The organism is Zhengella mangrovi (assembly GCF_002727065.1).
Classification (GTDB): Bacteria; Pseudomonadota; Alphaproteobacteria; order Rhizobiales; family Rhizobiaceae; genus Zhengella; species Zhengella mangrovi.
In genome coordinates this window covers 22205-45090 of record NZ_PDVP01000016.1, presented here as the reverse complement: position 1 = coordinate 45090, position 22886 = coordinate 22205, and the positions used below count along the sequence as shown (strand labels likewise).

Annotated in this window: 20 protein-coding genes; 14 read left to right on the top strand and 6 right to left on the bottom strand. The window is 65.7% G+C overall.

From position 1 onward, the window contains the following. Positions 1-4: 4 nt before the first annotated feature. Together CSC94_RS19560 and ribB are read left to right on the top strand one after the other, a co-directional pair. A complete protein-coding gene (locus CSC94_RS19560) occupies positions 5-1288 on the top strand; it encodes an amidohydrolase family protein (RefSeq protein WP_099308062.1) in 1284 nt (427 codons plus the stop codon). Between the two features lie 104 nt (positions 1289-1392). Further along, a complete protein-coding gene (gene ribB, locus CSC94_RS19555; protein WP_099308061.1) occupies positions 1393-2508 on the top strand; it encodes a 3,4-dihydroxy-2-butanone-4-phosphate synthase in 1116 nt (371 codons plus the stop codon). Positions 2509-2539: 31 nt separating this feature from the next. On the opposite strand, the gene CSC94_RS19550 is transcribed toward ribB, so the two are convergent. Together CSC94_RS19550 and CSC94_RS19545 are read right to left on the bottom strand one after the other, a co-directional pair. Further along, positions 2540-3445, bottom strand: a complete 906-nt coding sequence (locus tag CSC94_RS19550; protein WP_099308060.1) for a metal ABC transporter solute-binding protein, Zn/Mn family — start codon at positions 3443-3445, stop codon at positions 2540-2542. Between the two features lie 241 nt (positions 3446-3686). After that, the gene (locus CSC94_RS19545; RefSeq protein WP_099308059.1) at positions 3687-5003 is read right to left on the bottom strand and encodes a ferredoxin reductase family protein; all 1317 of its coding nucleotides are present in this window, start codon (positions 5001-5003) and stop codon (positions 3687-3689) included. 337 nt (positions 5004-5340) lie between these two features. Between CSC94_RS19545 and trxC the strand changes: the two genes are divergently transcribed. Further along, the gene (gene trxC, locus CSC94_RS19540; RefSeq protein ID WP_099308058.1) at positions 5341-5775 is read left to right on the top strand and encodes a thioredoxin TrxC; all 435 of its coding nucleotides are present in this window, start codon (positions 5341-5343) and stop codon (positions 5773-5775) included. 30 nt (positions 5776-5805) lie between these two features. Here the strand turns inward: trxC and CSC94_RS19535 are convergent, their stop codons facing one another. Beyond that, positions 5806-6852: a cation diffusion facilitator family transporter gene (locus CSC94_RS19535; RefSeq protein WP_245408418.1), complete on the bottom strand. Its 1047-nt coding sequence runs from the start codon at positions 6850-6852 to the stop codon at positions 5806-5808. Positions 6853-6950: 98 nt separating this feature from the next. Beyond that, positions 6951-8828, bottom strand: coding sequence for a sigma 54-interacting transcriptional regulator (locus CSC94_RS19530; RefSeq protein WP_245408417.1), 1878 nt, complete (start codon positions 8826-8828; stop codon positions 6951-6953). Positions 8829-9041: 213 nt separating this feature from the next. On the opposite strand from CSC94_RS19530, the gene CSC94_RS19525 reads away from it, so the two are divergent. The 4 genes from CSC94_RS19525 to cynS are packed head-to-tail and all read left to right on the top strand — an operon-like array spanning position 9042 to position 12674. After that, positions 9042-10421 (top strand): CmpA/NrtA family ABC transporter substrate-binding protein, encoded by a 1380-nt coding sequence (locus CSC94_RS19525; protein WP_099308056.1) that lies wholly within the window; start codon positions 9042-9044, stop codon positions 10419-10421. Positions 10422-10424: 3 nt separating this feature from the next. Beyond that, positions 10425-11258 (top strand): nitrate ABC transporter permease, encoded by an 834-nt coding sequence (gene ntrB, locus CSC94_RS19520; RefSeq protein ID WP_099308055.1) that lies wholly within the window; start codon positions 10425-10427, stop codon positions 11256-11258. Positions 11259-11268: 10 nt separating this feature from the next. Beyond that, positions 11269-12186, top strand: a complete 918-nt coding sequence (locus CSC94_RS19515; protein WP_099308054.1) for an ABC transporter ATP-binding protein — start codon at positions 11269-11271, stop codon at positions 12184-12186. 23 nt (positions 12187-12209) lie between these two features. Further along, a complete protein-coding gene (cynS, locus tag CSC94_RS19510) occupies positions 12210-12674 on the top strand; it encodes a cyanase (RefSeq protein ID WP_205853367.1) in 465 nt (154 codons plus the stop codon). Positions 12675-12744: 70 nt separating this feature from the next. On the opposite strand, the gene CSC94_RS19505 is transcribed toward cynS, so the two are convergent. Both CSC94_RS19505 and CSC94_RS19500 read right to left on the bottom strand, forming a co-directional pair. After that, on the bottom strand, positions 12745-14682 hold the full coding sequence (locus CSC94_RS19505) for a M23 family metallopeptidase (RefSeq protein ID WP_099308053.1): 1938 nt from the start codon (positions 14680-14682) through the stop codon (positions 12745-12747). A gap of 184 nt (positions 14683-14866) precedes the next feature. Continuing rightward, positions 14867-15451 carry a helix-turn-helix domain-containing protein gene (locus tag CSC94_RS19500; RefSeq protein WP_099308052.1) on the bottom strand — a complete coding sequence of 195 codons (585 nt, stop codon included), beginning with the start codon at positions 15449-15451 and terminating at the stop codon, positions 14867-14869. A gap of 135 nt (positions 15452-15586) precedes the next feature. On the opposite strand from CSC94_RS19500, the gene CSC94_RS19495 reads away from it, so the two are divergent. Genes CSC94_RS19495 through CSC94_RS19465 form a run of 7 tightly spaced genes read left to right on the top strand, consistent with a single transcriptional unit; the run spans position 15587 to position 22869 of the window. Next, positions 15587-16732 (top strand): NAD(P)/FAD-dependent oxidoreductase, encoded by a 1146-nt coding sequence (locus CSC94_RS19495; RefSeq protein ID WP_099308129.1) that lies wholly within the window; start codon positions 15587-15589, stop codon positions 16730-16732. Next, on the top strand, positions 16729-18018 hold the full coding sequence (locus CSC94_RS19490; protein WP_099308051.1) for a TRAP transporter large permease: 1290 nt from the start codon (positions 16729-16731) through the stop codon (positions 18016-18018). The genes CSC94_RS19495 and CSC94_RS19490 overlap by 4 nt, the downstream gene beginning before the upstream one ends. Positions 18019-18067: 49 nt before the next feature. Continuing rightward, on the top strand, positions 18068-19039 hold the full coding sequence (locus CSC94_RS19485) for a TRAP transporter substrate-binding protein (RefSeq protein ID WP_099308050.1): 972 nt from the start codon (positions 18068-18070) through the stop codon (positions 19037-19039). A gap of 5 nt (positions 19040-19044) precedes the next feature. Next, positions 19045-19599 (top strand): TRAP transporter small permease, encoded by a 555-nt coding sequence (locus CSC94_RS19480; protein ID WP_099308049.1) that lies wholly within the window; start codon positions 19045-19047, stop codon positions 19597-19599. Then, the gene (locus CSC94_RS19475) at positions 19596-21047 is read left to right on the top strand and encodes a M81 family metallopeptidase (RefSeq protein WP_099308048.1); all 1452 of its coding nucleotides are present in this window, start codon (positions 19596-19598) and stop codon (positions 21045-21047) included. The genes CSC94_RS19480 and CSC94_RS19475 overlap by 4 nt, the downstream gene beginning before the upstream one ends. Beyond that, a complete protein-coding gene (locus CSC94_RS19470) occupies positions 21044-21895 on the top strand; it encodes an alpha/beta fold hydrolase (protein WP_099308047.1) in 852 nt (283 codons plus the stop codon). Before CSC94_RS19475 ends, CSC94_RS19470 begins: the two co-directional genes overlap by 4 nt. Then, the gene (locus CSC94_RS19465; protein ID WP_099308046.1) at positions 21892-22869 is read left to right on the top strand and encodes an ornithine cyclodeaminase family protein; all 978 of its coding nucleotides are present in this window, start codon (positions 21892-21894) and stop codon (positions 22867-22869) included. Before CSC94_RS19470 ends, CSC94_RS19465 begins: the two co-directional genes overlap by 4 nt. Positions 22870-22886: the final 17 nt, after the last annotated feature.

Genomic DNA, 22886 nt, shown 5'->3' with positions numbered 1-22886 from the left:
CCAGATGTTCGACATTCTTCTCAAGGGCGGCGTTCTGCCCGACGGGCGCACGGCCGATATCGCGGTGAAGGACGGGCGGATCGCGGCCATCGAGCCGTCGATCGCGGCGGATGCCGGGGAGGTCATCGACGTCGCGGGCGACCTCGTTGCACCGCCTTTCGTCGATCCGCATTTCCACATGGACGCGACGCTTTCCTACGGCCGGCCGCGCATCAATGCCTCCGGCACGCTTCTGGAGGGCATCGGCCTGTGGGGCGAACTGAAGCCGCTTCAGACGGAAGAGGAGATCGCCGAGCGGGCGCTTGCCTACTGCGACTGGGCCGTATCGATGGGGCTTCTGGCCATCCGGAGCCACGTCGATACCTCCGACGAGGACGGGCTGAAGGGGGTGCGGGCGCTGCTGGCGGTGCGCGAGCAGGTGAAACCCTATCTCGACCTGCAACTCGTGGCCTTCCCACAGGACGGTTTTTACCGTTCGCCGACAGCGCGGGACTGCACGATCCGGGCACTCGACATGGGCGTCGAAATCGTCGGCGGGATCCCGCATTTCGAGCGCACCATGGCCGACGGGAGACGGTCTGTAACGGAACTGTGCGAGATCGCCGCCGACCGCGGGCTGATGGTCGACATGCATTGCGACGAGACGGACGATCCGCAATCGCGCCATATCGAGCAACTGGCCTACGAGACGCAACGGCTGGGGCTGCAGGGCCGCGTGGCCGGCTCGCACCTGACATCCATGCACTCGATGGACAACTACTACGTTTCCAAGCTGCTGCCGCTGATGGCGGAAGCGCAGGTCGCCGCCATTCCCAACCCGCTGATCAACATCACGCTGCAGGGGCGCCACGACACCTATCCCAAGCGGCGGGGCATGACGCGCGTGCCGGAAATGCTGGCCCACGGCATCACGGTGGCCTTCGGGCAGGATTGCGTGCTGGACCCGTGGTATTCGCTTGGCACGGCAGACATGCTGGACGTTGCCTTCATGGGCCTGCACGTGGCGCAGATGACGAGCCCGGCGCAGATGCGCGCCTGCTTCGACATGGTGACGACGGCCAGCGCGGGCGTGATGGGGCTCGAAGGCTACGGCCTTGCGCCGGGCTGCAAGGCCAGCCTCGTCGTGCTGGATGCCGGCAACCCGGTCGAGGCCATCCGGCTGCGGGCGGACCGCCTGCTGGTCCTGTCCGGCGGGCGCATCGTGGCGCGCCGGGGACGCCATGACACGGCGCTTTCGCTGCCCGGCAGGCCATCGGCGGTGAGCCGCCGTCATGCGGCAGCCCCGTGAAACTTGTCCTGGCTGCCTGATTTCCTTGACCGGACCGGTGCCGCTCATTAAGCGAAGCGTGAACAGACAAGGGCGGCCATGGCCGCGACACGGGACCGGACACAATGCAACTGGACACGATCGAAGCGGCCATCGAGGCCATTGCCAAGGGCGAACTGGTGGTGGTGGTCGACGACACCGACCGCGAGAACGAGGGCGACCTGATCATGGCCGCCTCGAAGGCGACGCCGGAGAAGATCGCCTTCATGATCCGTCACACGTCCGGCATCCTGTGCGTGCCGATGACGGCGGCGCGTGCCGACGCCCTGCATCTCAACCCGATGGTCGCCAACAACATCGATCCGTTGCGCACGGCCTTCACCGTGTCGGTCGATTACAAGATCGGCATGACGACCGGCATTTCCGCGATCGAGCGCACCGCCACGATCACGGCGCTGGCCAATGGCAACGTGGCCCCGTCGGACTTCATCCGGCCGGGCCACATCTTCCCGCTGATCGCGCGTTCGGGCGGCGTGCTGACCCGCTCCGGCCATACCGAGGCGGGTGTCGACCTGGCATCGCTGGCCGGGCTTGAACCGGCCGGCGTGCTGGCGGAGGTGGTCAATGACGACGGGACGGTCAAGCGCCTGCCGGAACTCCTGGAGTTCGCCAAGGAGCACGATCTGCGGATCATTTCCATCGAGGACCTGATCGCCTACCGCATCCGCACCGAGCGGTTCGTGCAGCGGGTCGAGGAAAAGGACGTGACGGTGCATGGCGGGCCGGCGCGCATCTATGCCTATTCCTCCGATTTCGATCCGCTGCACCACGTGATCCTGGCCTTCGGTGACGTGCGGTCGGGCGAGGACATCCCTTGCCGCATCTACCGCGAACAGCCGATGGACGACATGGTCGCGCGGCTGAACGGCGACAAGGTGTGGATGGATGCAGCGGTCAAGGCGATCGACGACCATGGCGGGCGCGGCGTCATCATGATCCTGCGCAACCCGCTGGGCCACGATGCCTCGGTGGACGAGCATGGCGGCGAAGGCGACGGCAAGGACGGCGAACAGCACGGCAGCGCGCTGGTGCGCCAGCAGCGCTGGCGCGAGGTCGGCGTGGGCGCACAGATCCTGCGGGATCTCGGCATCCGTTCGATTGCACTGATCTCGTCGTCCGAGCGGCAATATGTCGGCCTCGGCGGTTTCGGCATCGAGATCACCCGGACAATCCGCATCTGACGAACGCCTGCCGGGCCACCTGGCGCCATGCCTATGGTTGCGCCAGGCCTTGCGCGATCGTGTCCATGGTGACCCGCATCAGGTCGAGATAGGTCGGTGCCGGGCCGTCCGGACCGCTGAGGCTGTCGACCGGCAGGGCGCCGCCGTAACGGATGCCGGCCTGCTGTGCGACGTCTCTTGCCGGATCGGGAGACCCGGGGCTTTCGGAATAGATCACCGGGATGCGTTCGGCGCGGATGGTTGCGACGACGGCTTCCACGCGTTGCGGTGCAATGGCCTCGTCCTCGGTGTCGAGCGTGCGCAGGTAAAGTTCCTTCAGACCGAAATCGCGGGCGAGGTAGGCAAGCGAATCCTCTGACGTGGCCAGCCAGAGGCGACCTTCCGGCAGTCCGGCCACGGTCTTTCGCAGCGGGGCGGCAAGCGCTTCCAGTCGCGCCGCGTAGGTCCGCGCATTGGCCGCATAGTTGCCGGCGTGGACCGGGTCGCGCTGCATGAGCGCGTCGCGAATGGTGTCGATGTAGCGGCGGGCATCCGCGGGCGACATCCATGCATGCGGGTTGGCCTTGCCGTCATAGGCATCGCGGTCGAGCGGGACCGCCTCGACGCCAAGGGAGACGGTGACCTGCGGCACGCCGTGGAAATGGTGGTAGAAGCGGGGAAACCAGGTTTCGAGGTCGAGGCCGTTCCACAGGATCAGGTCGGCCGAGCCGGCAAGCGCAAGGTCCGCCTCTCCGGGCGTGAAGTTGTGGACGTCCCGGCCGGGTGCAACGAGCGCGGACACCTCGCCATGTTCGCCGGCGACATTCGCCGCCATGTCGGCCAGGACGCTGAACGTGGCGACGATCTTCAGCTTTCCGGCCGCCGCGGCCTGGCTCCCCGCGACGAGCAGGACGGCGGCCACAAGATGCGCCAAGACGCGGCGCGGGATGCGGTGCATGGACGTTCTTTCCGTTCGCCGCCGGGCTGCGGCCATCCCGGTGAGAATAGGAGCCGCAGCCAAACCGGGTCAAGCGCGGCCGGTCCCGGATCCCCTGACCATCTCAACGGAGCACTCAGGACGGCCCGATATCACATCACATTTGACCAGATGAGGCTCGATCCGAGAAGTATCGCGCTGATCAACAGCACAAGACCGCCGATGCTGATGTAGACCTGATTTTTCTTCATCTGATTTCCTTTCAGACCATGGAAAATCGTTCGGTGCGGACCCGTCGGCGATCCATGCCGGCTTGCTGCATGGCGTCTTCGCAGATGTCCATGAAATTGGCGGAACCGCAGATGAAACACTCGGCATCGGCCAGGTCGCGGGGCAGCCAGCCCCGGATCGTGGCCTGGTCGAGCCTGCGCCCGTCGTTCCGGGAGGAGAAGTGGTAGTGAACGGTGAGCGGGAGCCGTTCCAGCAGTCGTTCGACATGATCGGCACCGATCATGTCCTGTTCCGAACGCGCGGCAAGAATGAGGACGCATTCGCGGGATGAGCGACGGTCGGCCAGCGTTTCAATCATCGAGAGAAGCGGCGTCATGCCAACGCCGGCACCAATGAGAATCAGCGGCCCGCTGGCATCCGCATCGGGTGTGAACGTGCCGTGAGGTCCGTCCAGGTAGACATGCGCGCCCTGCCTGAGCGTCCGCAACGCCGTCGTATAGCCCGCATTGGCGCGAATGATGAAGCGCAGGTTTTCCGGTCTTTCAGCGCTTGATGCAATACTGAATGGATTTGCCGATATCGAGAATGGCGACCGGCCGGCCACGACCCACGCGAACTGTCCGGGGAGAAACTGCAGACCGCTGAACCGGCCGGGACCTGCGCCGACTGCACGCAGGTTCAGTTCGAAGACATCCTTGGGCGCTTCCGTCAGACCCGTGACCTGCCATCGTTGACGCACCCGAATGATCGGGTTGACGAACCGCATCCAGATGGCCGCCAGGACGAACAAGGCGCCCAGCGACATCCAGACGAGCTGCTCGAGCTTGTCCTGCAGGTAGTAGTTCACCAGAATCGCGTGAGCGAGACCAAAACCGAAGACCATCGTGGCCAGCATCCAGTGAAGGATGTGCCAGCGCCGGTATGGAATACGCAGTTGCTGTCGCCATACCGTGGAAGCGATCAGGACAACCAGCGCCGCCGTTGCGGCAATGGCGAGCTTCGCGCGGGTCGGTGTCGTCGCAAGATCGAAGAGCGACCAGTATTTCCTGTCGATGGCCAGCAGGATGAACAGGTGCGCCACGGCAAAACCGGCCCCTGCGTATCCGACGTACCGATGGAACTTGAATGCCTCGAGCATTCCGATCGGCCGGGAGAAAAGACGAACCCGCAGGATGTTGATGAATTGCAGGCCGAAAATCGACAATGCCAGAAACCCGCACGCGATCGACAGGTTCAACAGGAAGCCTCGGCCATGGGCAAGATTCACGATGCCGCCGATCAGCGGAAGAAGAGCAATGACCACGTAAAACATGCATAGCAACACCAATGTTGGTGTGAGAAGAATCATGCCGATACACCCCCTGCGGCAGCGATTGCCGGAGCAATGCCGCACACTTCGCTTTCTTTCGTCCGGACGCACATGTTCGTGCTTGAAGTCCGGCCAGCCGGCCCGGCCCTGTGAAAGGGCCGGTCACATCACCCGGCGGCCAGACTGCGACTCTAGGGGCTGATCGCTGAAATTGAAAGAGCATTCTATTTCGTGTTTTAATTGAAAATATGCTGCTGTTGTTTGCGGCGTTCGGGGCTTCGGGCGGAGAAGCGCAACCCGTTGCCGGAAAACCTTGCAGGCGCCGGGGGCAGTGAATATATGAATGATAGTAAATGTATCATTCGAGGAGAGCGCCATGAGCGGCCCGACCCTGTTTACCTGTGCTTCGTGCGGGCGCAAGAACCGCGCGCCGGAAGGCAAGCCCCTGGAAGCCGCACGGTGCGGCGTCTGCAAGACACCGCTTTTCGCCGACCACCCGGCCGACGTGGACGAGGCGACGTTCAAACGGATTGCCGGCGGGGATGACCTTCCCGTGGTCGTCGACGTCTGGGCGCCCTGGTGCGGGCCGTGCCGGACGATGGCCCCGGCTTTCGCCCAGGCGGCTGACACGCTGAAGGGGCAGATTCGCTTCATCAAGATCAATGCGGACACGGCGCCGGGCCTGATGCAGGCCTACGGCATCCAGGGCATTCCGACGATGCTGATGTTCAAGGGCGGCAAGCTGGCCAACCGGGTCTCGGGCGCGCTGCCGGCCGGGCAGATCGTCACCTGGGCGCAGCAGGCGGGCTGACGGCCGCCGACCCGGCGCGGGCGGGGCGACTCAATGGTGGGCGTGGTGCCGGTGCGGCGCCGCGCCATCCCGGCAGCCATAGAGCGCGGCATTCTGGTGCGCGCGTTCGACGTGTTCGAATTCCAGTGTCGAATGGCCGATCCCGAAGCGCTCGGCCAGCATGGCCTTGATGTCCGTCTTGATCTCTTCCAGTCGCAACCAGCCGTCGTGGGTCAGGACCACGTGGGTGTCGAAGGCGGGCTCGTGTTCCTGCATCTGCCAGAAATGGACATGGTGGACGTCATCCACGCCCTCGATGCCGCGCACGGCCTCGATCACCGCCATGCCGTCGATCCCGTCGGGGCTTCCCAGCATGAGCGTGCGGATGGGGCCGCCGATTTCCGACAGCGCCAGCCAGAGGATATAGGCCGCGATGGCAATGGTCACGAGCGGGTCGACGAAGCGCCAGTCGTAGAGCAGGATCAGAACGCCGCCGACGATGACCGCGACCGATGCCAGCGCGTCGGAAAGGTTGTGCAGGAACAGGGCGCGGATGTTCACGCTTTCCTTCTGCATCGACCAGGTCAGCAAGGCCGTCAGGGCATCGACGGCAAGGGCGACGGCGGCAACGATGACGACAGTCCAGCCGGCGACTTCCGGCGGATCGACCAGGCGCATGACACCCTCATAGACGAGATAGAACCCGACGATGATGAGGGTGGTGTAGTTGATGAGCGCCGCCACGATCTCGATGCGGCCATAGCCGAACGTCATGGCCCCGTCCGGCGGCCGCCTGGCGATCTTGCGGGCGGCAAAGGCGATGGCCAGCGATGCCATGTCCGAGAGGTTGTGCAGGGCATCGGCAATGAGCGCCAGGCTGCCGGACATGAGGCCGCCGACGACCTGGGCGATGGTCAGCAGGCCATTGGCCCAGACCGCGATCCAGACGCGTCGGTCGCCGCTTTCCGGATCGAGATGAACGTGACCGTGATGGCCGTGGTGGTGGTGATCATGCGGCATGTCGGGTCTTTCGTGGCCTGTCCTGTCGGTCGCCCTGGCGCGAGCCTCACCGGGTTCCGGCGGCTGGCTCCAGGCCATGCATCCATGCCACGGTTGGCGATCGCCCGCAAACAGGTTCGCCTGATCTGAAATGCATGGCGGGCCTCTGCCGTTCCCTCCGGCGCCGGCACCACGTTTCAGCGCGCCGACCATTCCCGGTCCTCGATCCGCAATTTCGCCATGCGCGAATAGACGGTCGTCGGCTTCATGCCAAGCAGGGCGGCTGCGCCTTCCTTGCCGGACACGCGCCCATGGGTCTCGCGCAGGGCGGCCACGAGGTTGGCGCGGACCTGCTGCTGCATCTCCGTCTCGGTGCGGACCGTCCGGCCGGTGTCGCCGGCTGCCCGTTCGCCGCCAATCTCGACGATGAGCTTGCTGCCGGTGGAGACGATGGCCGCACGCTCGATGACGTTGCGGAGTTCGCGCACGTTGCCGGGCCAGTGATAGGCCAGCAGGGCATTCATCGTCCGCCCGGTGATGACCGGCTTGCGCCGGTTCAGCCGTTCGCAGGCGAGGGTCAGGATGTGATCGGCGAGATCCGGGATGTCCTGCGGGCGTTCGCGCAGGGGCGTGCAATGGATCGGAAACACGCTCAGGAAAAGGAGCAGGTCTTCGCGGAATCTGCCGGCCGCGACCTCCTGATCGACATCCTTCGCCGAGGAGGCAATGACGCGGACATTCAGGGTGCGGTAATGGGCATCGCCGATGCGCTTGAACTTCCGGTCCTGCAGCGCGCGCAGCAGGTCGCCCTGCAGGTCAAACGGCAGTTCGCAGACGTTCTCCAGGAAGAGCGTGCCGCCATGCGCCAGCTCCAGTGCGCCGGAGTTGCCGCCGGGCGTGCCGTCGCTTCCGCCGGCATGACCGAACAACTCGGCCTCGATGGAGCGGCGGTTGATCGCTCCGCAGCGGAACTGGATCAGCGGGCGGCGCTTGCGGCTGCTGTCCTTGTGGATGGCGCTGGCGACCAGTGCCTTGCCGGCGCCGGCCTCGCCAGTGATGAAAACCGGCGCATCGGTGGGCGAGACCAGTTCGATCCTGGCCAGCATCTGGCGGATCGCCGGCGAGCGGCCGACCACGTCGTGATGGGCGCGCTCGTTGGTGATGGCTTCCTGGAGATAGGCGTTCTCCTGCTCCAGGCGGTCGCGCAGTTCGGCGACCTCGACCAGCGCGTCCTGGAGCTTGCGCTCGGAGAGCTTGCGCTCCGTCACGTCGCGAAAGATGACGACCGCGCCGGCCAGGACCTTCTGGTTGTAGATCGGCGTCGAGACGTATTCGACCTGGATCGGCTTGCCGTCCTTGCGCCAGAAAAGCTCGTCCTCGACGCGGTTGACCTGTTCGAAGCGGAAGGAGCGATAGATCGGGCAGTCGTGGGCATGGTAGGCGCTGCCGTCGGCGTGATGATGGTGGATGAGGTTGTGGATCGGCTTGCCGAGCAGGTCTTCCGGCTCCCAGCCGAGCATTTCCTGGGCGGCGCGGTTGACGAAGGTTGCCTGGCCCTTGGTGTTGACGCCGTAGATGCCTTCGCCGGCCGCGTTCAGGATCAACTGGTTCTGCAACTCCAGTTCGGAGAAGAATTCCTGGGCGCGACGCCAGCCCATTAGGCCTTCGCGCTGCAACTGCTCGGCCTCCGTGGCGCGCTCGTGACGTCGCAGTTCTTCCAGATCGAGCAGGAGCAGAAGCACGAGGCCGGCGCCCGGCTGCAGCTGCCGCCCCCTGATTTCCACCTCGATCGCGGAGCCGGCCTGGCGCCGGAGCGCGACCTTGCGCGTCCAGGCGTCGCCACGATAGGCGACCTCGTCGAGGAAGACGATGAACTCGGCCAGATCGGCCTCGACAAAGGCAGAGAAGCGGCTGCCTTCCATCGCGCTTGCACCAAGCAGCCGCCCTGCAGCCGGGTTGGCGTGAACGACGCGATCAGCGACCGTATCGACGATGACGGCCGCCTCGGGAAGCAGGGACAACGCGCTTGCGTCAAGGTCATCCAATGCACCAGCGATCACGCTCATCCCGTTCATGCCATCTTCTCCTGAAGGCCTGCGCATGATCTTACGATATTTCGTGAATTATGAAATATCGTAAATTGTGCAATGCAGAAAATATACTTATCCTACTGAAAAGATTGCCTAATAAAATCAGTGATTTTTCCGTTAGGCGGATCCCGGGCAGAACGGGACCCGGGCTAGGCTTTGCCGGACACGATGAAAACACCACCGTCTGAGGAGAGCCCCATGACCAAAAGCCTTGGAAATCCGTTCTCACCCGCATCCGACCTCCGCCATGGTGCCGGATGCGGTTGCAAGGCCTGTTCGGGCGGTCACGCCCATGGCGCCGACGAGACCCCGGCCCTGTCGTCCGACGCGATGATGGAACGGGCCGTTGAGAACGCCATCGTCCGTTCGATGTTCGGGCAGAACGACCTGTCGCGGCGCTCCTTCATGGGCCTGGTCGGCGGCGGTACGTTTGCCGCGGCGCTGGCCTCGGTCTTCCCGGTCGACAAGGCCAAGGCAGCGATCCTCGACACGCTCGGCAAGCCGGAAAAGACCAATCTCAACATCGGCTTCGTGCCGATTACCTGCGCCACGCCGATCATCATGGCGCAGCCGATGGGCTTCTACGAGAAGCACGGGCTGAACGCGCAGGTCATCAAGACGGCTGGCTGGGCGGTGGCGCGCGACAAGTCGCTTGCCGGCGAATATGACGCCTCGCACATGCTGACGCCGATGCCGCTGGCGATGACGCTTGGCGCCGGCAGCGTGGCCACCCCCTACATCATGCCGGCCGTGGAGAACATCAACGGCCAGGCGATCGTGCTGTCCAACGAGCACAAGGACAAGCGCGATCCGAAGCAGTGGAAGGGGTTCACCTTCGGCGTCCCGTTCGAATACTCGATGCACAACTTCCTGTTGCGCTACTACGTCGCCGAGCACGGCATCGATCCGGATACCGACATCCAGATCCGCGTCGTCCCGCCGCCGGAAATGGTCGCCAACCTGCGCGCCGGAAACCTGGACGGCTACCTGTCGCCCGACCCGTTCAACCAGCGTGCCGTCTGGGAAGGCATCGGCTTCATCCACACGCTGACCAAGGACATATGGGAAGGGCACCCGTGCTGCGCCTTTGCCTGCCCGCTGTCCTTCGCCGAGGAGCTTCCCAACACCTACGGCGCGCTGCTCAAGTCGATCGTCGACGCGACGCAATACGCCTCGAGCCCCGACAACCGCAAGGAAATCGCCGAGGCGATCTCGCCGACCAACTACCTCAACCAGCCGGTGCCGGTGGTCGAACAGGTGCTAACCGGCACCTACGCGGACGGTCTCGGCGAGGTGAAGAAGGTGCCCGACCGCATCGATTTCGACCCGTTCCCCTGGCACTCGATGGGGGTGTGGATCCTGACGCAGATGAAGCGCTGGGGCTACGTAGACGGCGACGTCGACTACAAGAAGGTCGCCGAGGAGGTGTACCTGGCCGCCGACTGCGCGAAGGTGATGCAGGACCTCGGCTACACCGCGCCGGAGGTCACCTACGAGAGCTATACCATCATGGGCAAGACCTTCGACCCGGCGCAGCCGGAGGCCTATGTCGACTCCTTCGACATCAAGCGGGTCTGACGCATGGACCGGCTGTCGACAAACCAGAGGGCAGCCATCCTGTCCTTCGTCATTCTGGTTCTCGGCCTCTTCGTCTGGGAGGCCGCGATCCCCGCTCAGAAGGCGGCGTCGGAACTGACCGAGTACGAACGCCTGACCGGCGGCGGCGCGCCCAAGGCCGGGGTGCCGCCACCGAGCCAGGTCATCGTGAAGGCGTGGGAGCAATTGTCCGACCCGTTCTACGACGCGGGCCCGAACGACAAGGGCATCGGCATCCAGATCGCCTATTCGCTCTACCGGGTGCTGTCGGGCTATTTCCTGGCGGCGCTGGTCGCCATCCCGATCGGCTTCCTGATCGGCATGAGCCCAGTCGCCTACAAGGCGCTCAACCCGTTCATCCAGGTGCTGCGTCCGATCTCGCCGCTGGCCTGGATGCCGCTGGCGCTATTCATCATCCAGGATTCGAATGCCTCGGCGATCTTCGTGATCTTCATCTGCTCGATCTGGCCGATGCTGATCAACACTGCCTTCGGAGTGGCGGGCGTGCGCAAGGACTGGGTCAACGTCGCGCGGACGCATGAACTCGGCCCGATCCGGACCGCGGTGACGGTGATCCTGCCGGCCGCCGCGCCGACGATCGTGACCGGAATGCGGATCTCCATCGGCATTGCGTGGCTGGTGATCGTCGCCGCCGAGATGCTCGTCGGCGGAACGGGGATCGGCTACTACGTCTGGAACGAGTGGAACAACCTCGATCTCACCTCCGTCATTTTCTCGATCCTGATGATCGGCGTGGTCGGCATGGCGCTCGACGCTGCCTTTGGGCGGCTGCAGCGCGCCGTGGCCTACGCCGAGTAAGGAGAAGACCGTGTCCAACGCATTCCTTTCGATTGAAAACCTGACCCAGCGGTTCCCCTCCGGCAAGGGGGAGGACCTGACGGTCTTCGAGAATGCCAGCTTCGGCATAGAGAAGGGCGAGTTCGTCTGCATTCTCGGCCATTCGGGCTGCGGCAAGTCGACGATCATGAACATCCTGGCCGGGCTCGCCGAACCCACCTCGGGCGTCGTGGTGATGGACGGCAAGGAGGTGTCCGGACCGAGCCTCGACCGCGGCGTCGTGTTCCAGAACTATTCGCTGCTGCCGTGGCTCTCAGCGCTGAAGAACGTGACCTTCGGGGTCGCGGCCCGCTATCCCGGCTGGCCGGCGGCGAAAGTCACCGAGCACTCGATCCAGTACCTGGCCATGGTCGGGCTGGAGGGCGACACCATCCATCGCAAGCCGGCGCAACTGTCCGGCGGCATGCGGCAGCGGGTCTCGATTGCCCGCGCCTTCGCCAACCATCCCAAGCTCCTGCTGCTCGACGAGCCGTTCGGGGCGCTGGACGCCCTGACGCGCGGCACCATCCAGGACGAGTTGCTAAAGATCTGGAGCGGCACGTCGCAGACGGTCTTCATGATCACCCACGACATCGACGAGGCGATCCTGCTGGCCGACCGCATCCTGCTGATGACCAACGGGCCCTATGCCCGCGTGGCGGAATCGGTGGAGATCACCATTCCGCGTCCGCGCCGGCGCGACGAGATCATCGACCATCCGAACTACTACGCCATCCGCAACCACCTCGTGCATTTCCTGGCAACCCGATCCCGGGAACTGGCGGGGCAGCAGGCCCGCGGCGAGAGCAATTCACCCCGCACGGTGCGCATCGACCGGCTGGGAGACGCGAAGGCTGAAGACAGCGACGATCCGCGACATGGCTCGCATCTGCGCGCGGTCAACCAATAACCGAGAAAGAGGAGACACGACCCATGACCATCGAAATACCGCAGATGCTGAGCAAGGATGACGCGGCCCTGATCATCCTGGCGGCCAAGAAGAAGGCCGGCATGACCTGGGACGAGATTGCCGACAAGATCGGGATGTCCCCGGTATGGACGCATTCGGCCTGCGTCGGGATGAATGCCATGCCGGAGGCCAAGGCGCAGGCGCTGGCGCAGGTGCTGGGACTGCCGCAGGAGGTTGTCGAGGTGCTGGCCGAGAGCCCGACGAAGGTCTGGGACCAGACCGTGCCGACCGACCCCTGCATCTACCGCTTCTACGAGATCGTCGGTGTCTACGGACCGACCATCAAGGCTCTGATCCACGAGGAATTCGGCGACGGCATCATGTCCGCGATCGATTTCGACATGAGCGTCACGCGGGTGGCGAACCCCAAGGGCGACCGCGTCAAGGTGGAGATGTCCGGCAAGTACCTGAGCTACAACAGCTGGTGAGGCCGGACGCGGCGGCGGACCGGGCTCCGCCGCCTGATCCCGTGCGGCTGGCGCGCCGCCCGTTCGGCTTCTACTGGGTGGTCACCGCGACGCTCGTTTCGCCTCTCAAGCCGCCGGCGTCCTCGAACCGAAGCGCGGAACGGTTGTTGGCGGGATCGAAGGGCACGGTGGCCGACGACTGCACGGTGATCTTGAACGTCTTGGGCACGTTGGGCTGGAACAGGACATTGATGGTACTGGCGGACGGACCCGTGCAGACGCCGTTTCCATCCAGTTCACAGACCGTCGAGGTAAGCCCGCCGATTGCCGGCAGGAGCGCGCTGACGCCGAGCGTTGCACTGCTCCCGATGTTCACCGCAGAGGCAAACCAGGACGCCGGCGAATTCAGTCCACCGGTTCGCAGGATGCCGTCCTGCGTCGGTGTCACGCCGATGGGGATGATGTCGGGAACGGGCGTGTCGGCGAAGGAGAAGGCCATCGTGTTGACGCCCTTGAACACGGGCGCGGCATCGCCGTTGGCGCATTTGTAGCGCAGCGCCGTGGTCACGCCGGTCGAATTCGTGCCCACGTCGGGCGTGTATCCGATGGCGAAGGTCTGGACCGCGTTGCCCGGAATGTCGACATGGGCGTTGCGCGTGCCGGTCAGCAGGTTGGTCGCCGGGTCCGTTTCCTGGAACCAGAACTCCCCGGCGACCGGCGTCTGCAGGTAGATGCCGCAACCGTAGGCGATGTTGGCGCCGGCATTCTGGATGGTCACGAAGGCCGTCGCCGTGGTGCCGGTCCGGATGCTGCGTCCGCCGGGAAGCGTCGCCGCGAAGAGGGTGGCATCCGGCGGGTCGGCTTCGACGAAGAAGGCGCCTTCGGCCGACTGGCTGCCCGCCGTGAAACGGTAGCGCCATTTGCCCCGCGCCGCGCCGCTGGAGAGATTGTAGGTGAAATACCAGTAGGACGACTGGTAGCTCCGCGCGCCGGTGTTGAACTGGCTGCTCCAGGCCATGGCGCCGGACGGATTGTAGACCTCGACCGAGATCACCTCGCCGGTGGTGAAGAGGTCGCGCAGGTAGAGCAGCAGATAGACGGTCTCACCGGGATTGAAGGCCCGCTGATAATGGGGCGTGTCGGTGCTGGCGACATTGTTGGTGCAGGTCGCGAATTCCGGTGGCGCGGAGTGCGTCGAGACTTCGGTGATCCTGAAATCGTTTTCCGCATGCCACTGGTGCTTCCAGAGGCTGGGGGCGGCGGTGCAGGCGCCGAAAAACGGGTCCACGGTTTCGCCTGCCGACGTTCTCAGTTCAATGTGCAGATGCGGGCCGCTGGAGAAACCCGAACTGCCGACCTTGCCCAGGTAGTCGCCGGCCTTGACCGTTGACCCCACGGCCACCGGCGTCACCGAACCGTTCTTCATGTGATAGTAATACGCGTACAGCCCGTCGGGCTGCAGGATGGTGACATAGTTGGCCGGGTTGTTGGGCACGCTGGACAGCTCGCCGCAGGTGCGATCGTTCTGCCCGTCCTGTTTCGCAACGATCGTTCCGTCGGTCGCCGCGACGATGTCGTGCGTCCCCTGGTCCATGCGCCACCACGAGCCGATCGACAGGAAGTTGTCCGTTCCGCGGTGGCCGTTGTAGGTCCGCGTGCCGCAGACGAAGTCCTGCAGCCCCGCGCCGCTGTCGAGGTCGACGAAGTTGGAAATGTGGACCGTCGAATTGCCCTTGGCCTGCGGGGTGAGCCGCAAGGGGTATTCCAGCTTCTCGTAGGAACTGCGGTTCGCCGGAGGAACGGGGGTGGTGGCCTGCGGCAGTCCCAGTGCGCGTGCGGCGTTGACCACATCGTTGTGGAGGGCATCGATCTGGAAGCTGGCCGCATCGGTCGGCACCGCGATCTCGCCGCCGCCGAACTGGGCGTGGGCAGGTGCCTGCAGTAGGGCCATGAACAGAAGGACATGCCACCAGCGCGGCCGCCGATGCGGCGTGAGGGTTTCTGCCAGATGATTGCTGGATTTGTTCACGTGCCAGTCCCCTCCCGTTGATTTTCTTTAATTTGCAGAATTGCATAATATTGAATATTTGCAATCATCAGTCTTGCGATCGGCAATGCTTGCTTATCCCGGGCTTTCGCTTCGCTGGACGCCCTGCCTGAAAACTTCATATCCGCAAGCCCGGCAGCAGCCGAGGCCGCAGGTGCGGCAGCGTTCAGGATGCGACGCAGACAACGAGAATGCGCGCGTCGCGCTCCTCGTCGGAAGCATAGAGATGCCCCCGGGCGCTGTCGAAATAGATGGAATCGCCCTCGTTGAGCACGACCGCGTCTCGGCCCTCCAGGTGGACAGTGACCGTACCTTCGAGAACGATCAGGAATTCCTGGCCGGGGTGGCGGACGAAGTCATCGAAATCCTTGATGTCATGGGCCTTGAGGGTGCCCATCATCGGGGTCATGGCCTTCTGCCACAGTTCCGGGAACAGCATTTCGTAGACGTAGTTGCGGGTTTCCTGCCGGCTGAACTCGCCCTTCCTGGCCACGGCGAAGCCGCCGGGCTCGAAGCGGCCGCCCTCTGAGGCGAAGAAGGCGGCCATGTCGGTTTCCAGCCCATGGGCCAGTTGGGCCAACCGGTCATAGGTAAGCGCGATGATGCCGCGCTCGGCCTTCGAAATGGTGGAGACCGCCAGGCCGGAGCGTGCGGCGACATGGGCGAGCGTCCAGCCCTTCTCGCGCCTCAACCGCCGGATCTGCTGCCCGAACTCGCTGCGCTGGCTTTCGGTTTTCGCGTTTTCATTCATGGATTTTCCCCGCCACCGGAACCCGATTCTAGTCTCCTGCGGGACCGGCGGCAATGCGCTTTTTTCCTTTCGGAAAATTTGGCTTTTCCAATCGGAAAAACGATGTTACCGTTTTTGGTGAGGGAGAGGATGGCCATGGCCGAGCCGGACGACAGCCACGACATCATCATCATCGGCGCCGGGATTGCCGGTGCGTCGGTGGCAGCCGAACTGGCGGGTCATGCGCGCGTCCTTGTTCTCGAACGGGAAGACAGGCCGGGCTATCACACCACCGGCCGCTCGGCGGCGCTCTTCACGGTCGCCTACGGCCCGCCGGTCATCCGTGCGCTGTCGCGCGCGTCTCACGATTTCTTCTGCAATCCGGACAGCCGCTTCATCTCGCAGCCGCTGCTGCGGCAGCGCGGTGTGCTGTTCGTGGCGCACGAGGGCCAGGCCGGCGTGCTGGAAGAACTGGCGGAAGAACTTGGCGATGCCGTCCACCCGATCGGGACCGACGCGGCGCTCTCGATGATGCCGCTGATCCGGCCTGGTTACATCGCCGGCGCGCTGATGGACGGCAGCGCCGCCGACATCGACGTCGACGCCCTGCACCAGCACTACCTCAAGACATTCCAGGCCCTTGGCGGAACGGTGCGCACGAATGCCGGGGTCACCCGGCTTTCCCGCGACGGCGGCGTGTGGACGGTCGAAGCCGGCGGCCAGCGTTTCCGGTCAGCCACCATCGTCAACGCCGCGGGCGCCTGGGCCGACGAAATCGCGGTGATGGCCGGTGTCGCACCCGTCGGCCTGGTGCCGAAACGGCGCACGGCGGTGCTGATCGACCCGCCGGCCGGAGCGGAACCCGACCGGCCGGCCACCTGGCCGATGGTCGTGGACGCGCAAGAAGGTTTCTATCTCAAGCCCGATGCCGGGAAACTGCTGATCTCGCCAGCCGACGAGACGCCGTCGCCGCCGTGCGACGCACAGCCCGAAGAACTGGATGTCGCCATCTGCGTCGACCGGATCGAACAGGCCTTCGACATTTCGGTTCGCCGTGTCGTGCACAAGTGGGCGGGACTGCGCTCCTTCGTGGCCGACAAGTGTCCCGTCATCGGCCATGCACGGGATGCGGACGGCTTCTTCTGGCTGGCCGGGCAGGGCGGCTACGGCATCCAGAGCGCGCCGGCCGCTGCGCGGGCCGCCGCAGCCCTGGTGCTGAAGCAGCCGCTACCCGCCGATATCCTGGCCGAGGGGGTCACCGCGGAAGCACTCAGCCCGGGACGGGCGGGGATCGGCCGATGATCTGGCTCGTGCTCGCCGCCGGCATCATCCTGCTCGGGTCGGGCCTCGCGATTGCCTATGTCATCGGCGCGACAGCGGTCCTTGCCTTCATGGCCACGGACAACAGCCGGTACCTCGCGATCCTGCCGCAGCAGATCTTTTCCAAGATCGACGTCTTCGCGCTGATGGCGATGCCGCTCTTCATCCTGGCCGGCGAACTGATGAACCGGGGCGGGATCACGCGGGTGCTGATCGATCTCGCGATGGCGATGGTGGGGCGGCTGCGCGGCGGTCTCGGCCACGTGAACATCATGACCAGCGTCTTCTTTGCCGGCATTTCCGGTTCGGCGGTGGCGGATTCCGCGGCGGTCTCCAACACGCTGGTTCCGGCCATGCGCGAGCGCGGCTACGACCTGGAGTATGCCAGCGCGATCACGGCGGCCTCCTCCATCATCGGCCCGATCATCCCGCCGTCGATCATCCTGATCTTCTACGGCGCGCTGATGAGCACGTCGGTGACCGCGCTCTTCATCGCCGGCATCGTGCCGGGCCTGCTGCTGGCGGCCGCGCTGATGATCGCCAATGCCTTCTACGCGCGCGCCTACGGCCATCCGCGTCTGGAGAAGGGCGAGGTTCCCCGCTTCCTTCCAGCCCTGATCCACGCGCTGCCCGCCCTGCTGGTTCCGGCCATCATCCTGGGCGGTATCGTCTTCGGCCTTATGACACCGACGGAAGCGGCCGCCGTGGCGGTCGCGGTCGCATGGGCCGGCGGCTACCATTACGAACGCATGGGGATGGACGCGGTCTGGCAGGCCTTCCGGCGCACCGCAATGCTGTCGGGTGCGATCTTCCTGCTGATCGCCGCCGTTTCGGCGCTGGGCCACCTCAGCGCGCTGGAGCGCGTACCGGAAGCCATTTCCGGCCTCGTCGAGGCGATGGGGCTCGGCCCGGTCGGCTACATGGTGGTGCTCAACGTCCTGTTCCTGGTCGCCGGGATGTTCCTCGACATCCCGGTCGCGCTCGCCCTGCTTGTGCCGCTGCTGGCGCCGACCGCGCTTGCGCAGGGGGCGGATCCCGTTCACCTTGGCATCGTGCTCTGTTTCAACCTGTGCATCGGCCTGGTCTCGCCGCCGCTTGGCGGGTGCCTGCTGATGGTGACCACGGTGACCGGGGTGAACTACTGGCGCCTGGCGCGGGCGGTGATGCCGTTCGTGCTCGTCGAGGTTTTCGTGCTGGCGCTGCTGGTCGCGTTTCCGCAGATCAGCCTGGCGCTGCCGCGTGCATTCGGTCTGGCGGGGGGAGGATGATCCCGCCGTCCGCGATTTCGTTCAAGCAAGGAAAACAGGGAGACGCGCAATGAAACGTTTTGCATTTGTGGCCGCACTCGGGGCCGCGCTGGCCATGGCGACCGCCGCCGTGGCGCAGGTCAAGGTATCGCTCGACAGCCCGCCGGACCTGCAAGGCTCGGGCAGCTATGTCTGGGCGCATACCTTCGTGGAACACCTCAATGCCAACGGCATGAAGGCAGAGGAATTCCAGCGCGGCGCGCTGGGCAGCGACGCCGAGATCTTCGACCAGGTCAGCCAGGGCCTCGTCGAGGTGGCGATGGCGCCGCTCAACATCGTCGGCTCGCTGGACAAGCTGATCTACGGGCTACGCCTGCCCTATTTCTTCGCCGACATGGCGGAGGTGGACCGCGCGCTTTACGACGGCGGCATGCTGGCGCGGATCAACGAAGGCACGACGCCGGGCGGCGTGCGTGTCGGCGCGGTGACCACCGTCGGTCCGGCGACCGGCATCTTCAACACCAAGCGGGACGTCAATTCGCTGGCCGACATGAAAGGCCTGCGGATGCGCGCGCTGGATGAAAGCCAGATCGAGCTCTACAAGACCTGGGGCGCCTCGGGCACGATCGTCAGCTGGGCCGAGGTGCCGAACGCGCTGCAGACCGGCGTCGCCGATGGCTACCTCAACCCGGCCTTCGTGCCGCTGCTGTTCGGCCACACCGATTTCATCAAGCACTTCACCGATGCCGCCGTGGCGCCCTCGCTGCGCATCGCGATCATCTCGGAACAGTGGTACGAGGGCCTCTCCGATGCCGACCGCAAGACGGTTGACGATGCCATCGCCGCGGCCAACAAGGCCAACCGCGACTGGCTCGGGACCCAGGGCGGCGTGATCGACAAGCTGAAGGCGGCGGGCGTTTCCGTCGTCAACCTGTCGGACGCGGCGCGCGAGGAATTCCGCAAGGCGTCCGAGGCCACCTACAACAGCGGGCTCATTACCCCCGAACAGCTCGCCGAGTGGCGCAAGGCCAAGGGCGAGTGACGGCGATGCACCGTCTTGCCAACGGTCTCGGCCGCCTTTCGGCCGGGATCGACCGTATCGCCATGGTGCTGGCGGTGGCCGCGCTCTTCGTCATGCTGGGGGCGGCGCTGTGGCAGACCGTGGCGCGCTACATCTTCGCCTCGCCGCCCATCTGGACGGAGGAACTGGCGCGGCGGGCCATGGTATGGGCCGGCATGCTGGGCGCCTCCTGCGCTTTCCGGGCCGGCGCCAACCCGGTGCTTTTCCCGGCCATGCTGGCGATCGGCGGGCGGACGGGCGCCGCACTGACGCTGGTGCGCGGTGCCGGCGTGCTGCTGTTCGCCGTACCGGTGCTGTGGTTCTCCGTTTTCGCCCCGGGCATGAACATGGCGCGAGGTTTCCTCGGCCGGAGCCTCGGGCGGCAGGGCGAGATGCTCGACATCCCGATGATCTGGTTCACCGCCGCCGTGCCGGTGGCCTTCGCCATCATCGTCATCCACCTGATTGCCATATCGGCCGCCGGGCTTGCCGGCCAACCGGCGCCCGGCGCCATTGCGACCGAGGGGAAAGAGGCACAATGAAGGTCTTCATCGCGGGGCTGAGCACGGAAACGAATTCGTTTTCGCCATTGCCGACCGGCTACCTGAGCTTCGCCGAAGCCGGTATCCGGCACGGCGACGCCACGGCCTATCCGAAAGAATATTTCACCGCGCCGCTGCATATCTGGCGCGCGGCGGCGCAGTTGCGCGGCTGGGAGGTGGTCGAATCCCTTTCGGCCCACGCGCAGCCCGCCGGACCGACCGTGCGCAAGGTCTACGAGGATTTCCGCGACGAGATCATCACGGACCTGACGCGCTGCGGCGGGGCCGACATCGTGCTGCTGGCCCTGCATGGCGCCATGATCGCCGACGGTTACGACGATTGCGAGGGCGACCTGATCGCCCATTGCCGGGCGGTGGCCCCCGACGCGGTCATCGGCGGCCTGCTCGATCCGCATTGCCACCTGACCGAAACCATGCTGACCCAGGCCACGCTGCTGGTCGCCTTCAAGGAATATCCCCACGTCGACATCCCGGAACGGGCCGAAGACCTCTTCCGCCTGGCGGGTGACACCGCCGCCGGGACCATCCGCCCGGTGATGCGCGATTTCGATTGCCGCATGATCCTGGCGATGCCGACGCCGTCCGGGCCGATGCGCGCCTTCGTGGACGCCATGGCCGCGCGCGAGGGCAAGGACGGCATCCTGTCGCTTTCCATCGCCCATGGCTTTCCCTGGGGCGACCATCCGCGGACCGGCACCCGCGCCTTCGCCATCGTGGACGGTGACGAGGCGCGTGCGGCAAGCGTTGCCGAAGATCTCGGCCGCTCGCTCCATGCCATCCGTCACCAGCTCCTGCCGGACATGGCGGACATCGACCGGGCGCTCGACATGGCGCAGGCCGAGGCCAAGGGCCCGGTCGTGCTGGCCGACGTGTCCGACAATGCCGGCGGCGGCGCCCCGTCGGACGCGACCTTCCTGCTTCGCGCCATGATCGGGCGCGGCATGACCTCGGTGGCGACGGGCCTTTTCTGGGATCCGGTGGCGGTGCGCATCTGCCGGGAAGCCGGCGAGGGCGCGACGCTGCCATTGCGGCTGGGCGGCAAGTGCGGACCGATGTCCGGCGACCCGCTCGACCTGACGGTGACGGTGCGCAAGTGCGCTTCCGGCCTGACCCAGCGCTTCGGCACCCTGCCGGCCCCGATGGGCGAGGCGGTCTGGATCGAGGCCGATGGCATCGACATCGTCATCAACGACGTGCGCAGCCAGACCTTCCACCCGGAGGCCTTCGAGCAACTGGGCATCGACCTGTCGAAGCGCCGCTACGTCTGCGTGAAGTCCTCCAACCACTACCAGGCCGGCTTCAACCCGATCGCCGCGCGGGTCATTCCCGTTGCCACGCCCGGCGCCATCACGCCGGATTACGCCAACATCCCCTACACCAAGCGGGCCCGCGACTACTGGCCCGCGATACCGGATCCGCTGTCATGACCAATGCCCTGATCGCCGCGCGCGACGCTTTCGCGCTCCGCCACCCCGAACAGCGTGCCGTGTTCGACGGCCGCGACTGGGGCTACCGGGAGATCGGCCAGGGGCCGTGCCTGCTGCTCATTCCCGGCACGCTGGGTCGGGGCGACGTCTTCTGGCAGCAGATCGAGGCGCTCTCGGACCGGCTGCGCTTCGTGGCGGTCAGCTATCCCGATCATGGCGGCATTGCCGAATGGGCGGACGATCTTTTCGGGCTGCTGGACCGTCTCGGGATCGGCCAGGCAAGCGTTCTCGGCAGTTCGCTCGGCGGTTACCTGGCCCAGTTCATGGCCGGCAGCGCACCGGACCGCGTCGAACGCCTGATCGCGGCCAACACGCTGCATTCGGTCGCCGGGCTTGCGCAGCGAATGCCCTATGCGCTCGACCTGATGAGCGCGCCGATTGCCGACCTGCAAGCCGGGTTCGGAGCCGGGCTCGGTGCCTGGCGCGAGACCCATCCCGACCAGCACGACCTCGTGGACCTGCTGCTGCAGGAGGCCGGAGGGCGCATCCTCGAGGGGGAATTGCGTGCCCGGCTGAATGCGCTGAAGACGGCGCCCGACCTGCCACCGGTGCCGCTTGGCTCCGGGCGCATCTTCACCGTCGAGGCCGACGACGATCCGCTGATCCCGCCGGACATGCGCGCGGCGGTCCGGGACAGGCTGCAGCCGGGTACGGCCTTCCGCTTCCTCACAGGCGGGCATTTTCCCTATATCGCGCGGCCGGACCATTACATCTCGATGCTGGAGACCGTCATGGGGCTGGAACGGACAGGGCCGGACTGGGGCGAAGGCAGGGAGCGCGCGGCATGATCGTCCTCAGCCATCAAGACGTCGAAGCCATGCTCTCCATGGACCAGGCCATCGAGGTGATCGCTCGCGTGATGCCGGAGGTTTCGGCGGGCCACGCGGAACTGCCGCTGCGCAGCGTGATCCCCGTCGGCGGTACGAACCGTATGGGCATCATGCCGGGCGCGCTCGCCGAGCCGGCCTGTTTCGGGATCAAGCTGGTCAGCCTGTTCCCGGGCAATCCCGCCAGGGGCCTGTCCTCGCATCGCGGTGCGGTGGTGCTGTTCGAGGCGGAGACCGGCGAGGCGACGGCGATGATGGATGCCAGCCTTCTGACCGCCATCCGAACGGCGGCGGCGAGCGGCGTGGCGACCCGGGCGCTGGCGCGTGAAGACTGCGAGAGGCTGGTCATCGTCGGCTACGGCGAACAAGCCGAACATCACCTGGACGCCATGGTGGCCGTGCGGCCCATCCGCCACGTCGTCGTGGCCGGTCGATCGGCCAACAAGGCAGCAGCCTTCTGTGATCAGGCGGCCACGCGGCACGAGGGGCTATCCTTTTCCTCCACCACAGACGTCGCGGCGGCCGTGCGCGACGCGGACCTCGTCTGCACCGTCACGGCCTCGCCGGCGCCGATCCTGAACGGCGACTGGCTGCCAGTTGGCTGTCACGTGAACTTGGTCGGCTCCTCCATCCCGAGCATGCGGGAAGTGGACGACCGGTTCGTCGAGCGGGCGTCGATCTGGGTGGATTACATGCCGTCCACCCTGGCGCAGGCCGGCGAGATCGTGGACACGATCGCGGCAGGCCGCTTTTCCGCCGACCGGATCAAGGGCGAGATCGGCAACCTGCTGGCCGGGAAAGCGTCCGGCCGGTCGTCGGCCGACGAGATCACGGCCTACCGGTCGCTTGGCATTGCCGCCCAGGATCTTGCCGCCGCGGCCTTCGTGCTCGACGAGGCCAGGCGGCAGGGAAGAGGCCAGGCGGTCTCCCTCTAGGATCGGATGGCCACTAC

Excerpts from the sequence above, each read along its gene's own strand:
- CSC94_RS19560 (WP_099308062.1), top strand. The coding sequence starts at position 5 with ATGTTCGACATTCTTCTCAAGGGCGGCGTTCTGCCCGACGGGCGCACG.
- ribB (WP_099308061.1), top strand. The coding sequence starts at position 1,393 with ATGCAACTGGACACGATCGAAGCGGCCATCGAGGCCATTGCCAAGGGC.
- CSC94_RS19550 (WP_099308060.1), bottom strand. The coding sequence starts at position 3,445 with ATGCACCGCATCCCGCGCCGCGTCTTGGCGCATCTTGTGGCCGCCGTC.
- CSC94_RS19545 (WP_099308059.1), bottom strand. The coding sequence starts at position 5,003 with ATGATTCTTCTCACACCAACATTGGTGTTGCTATGCATGTTTTACGTG.
- trxC (WP_099308058.1), top strand. The coding sequence starts at position 5,341 with ATGAGCGGCCCGACCCTGTTTACCTGTGCTTCGTGCGGGCGCAAGAAC.
- CSC94_RS19535 (WP_245408418.1), bottom strand. The coding sequence starts at position 6,852 with ATGGCCTGGAGCCAGCCGCCGGAACCCGGTGAGGCTCGCGCCAGGGCG.
- CSC94_RS19530 (WP_245408417.1), bottom strand. The coding sequence starts at position 8,828 with ATGAACGGGATGAGCGTGATCGCTGGTGCATTGGATGACCTTGACGCA.
- CSC94_RS19525 (WP_099308056.1), top strand. The coding sequence starts at position 9,042 with ATGACCAAAAGCCTTGGAAATCCGTTCTCACCCGCATCCGACCTCCGC.
- ntrB (WP_099308055.1), top strand. The coding sequence starts at position 10,425 with ATGGACCGGCTGTCGACAAACCAGAGGGCAGCCATCCTGTCCTTCGTC.
- cynS (WP_205853367.1), top strand. The coding sequence starts at position 12,210 with ATGACCATCGAAATACCGCAGATGCTGAGCAAGGATGACGCGGCCCTG.
- CSC94_RS19500 (WP_099308052.1), bottom strand. The coding sequence starts at position 15,451 with ATGAATGAAAACGCGAAAACCGAAAGCCAGCGCAGCGAGTTCGGGCAG.
- CSC94_RS19495 (WP_099308129.1), top strand. The coding sequence starts at position 15,587 with ATGGCCGAGCCGGACGACAGCCACGACATCATCATCATCGGCGCCGGG.
- CSC94_RS19490 (WP_099308051.1), top strand. The coding sequence starts at position 16,729 with ATGATCTGGCTCGTGCTCGCCGCCGGCATCATCCTGCTCGGGTCGGGC.
- CSC94_RS19485 (WP_099308050.1), top strand. The coding sequence starts at position 18,068 with ATGAAACGTTTTGCATTTGTGGCCGCACTCGGGGCCGCGCTGGCCATG.
- CSC94_RS19480 (WP_099308049.1), top strand. The coding sequence starts at position 19,045 with ATGCACCGTCTTGCCAACGGTCTCGGCCGCCTTTCGGCCGGGATCGAC.
- CSC94_RS19475 (WP_099308048.1), top strand. The coding sequence starts at position 19,596 with ATGAAGGTCTTCATCGCGGGGCTGAGCACGGAAACGAATTCGTTTTCG.
- CSC94_RS19470 (WP_099308047.1), top strand. The coding sequence starts at position 21,044 with ATGACCAATGCCCTGATCGCCGCGCGCGACGCTTTCGCGCTCCGCCAC.
- CSC94_RS19465 (WP_099308046.1), top strand. The coding sequence starts at position 21,892 with ATGATCGTCCTCAGCCATCAAGACGTCGAAGCCATGCTCTCCATGGAC.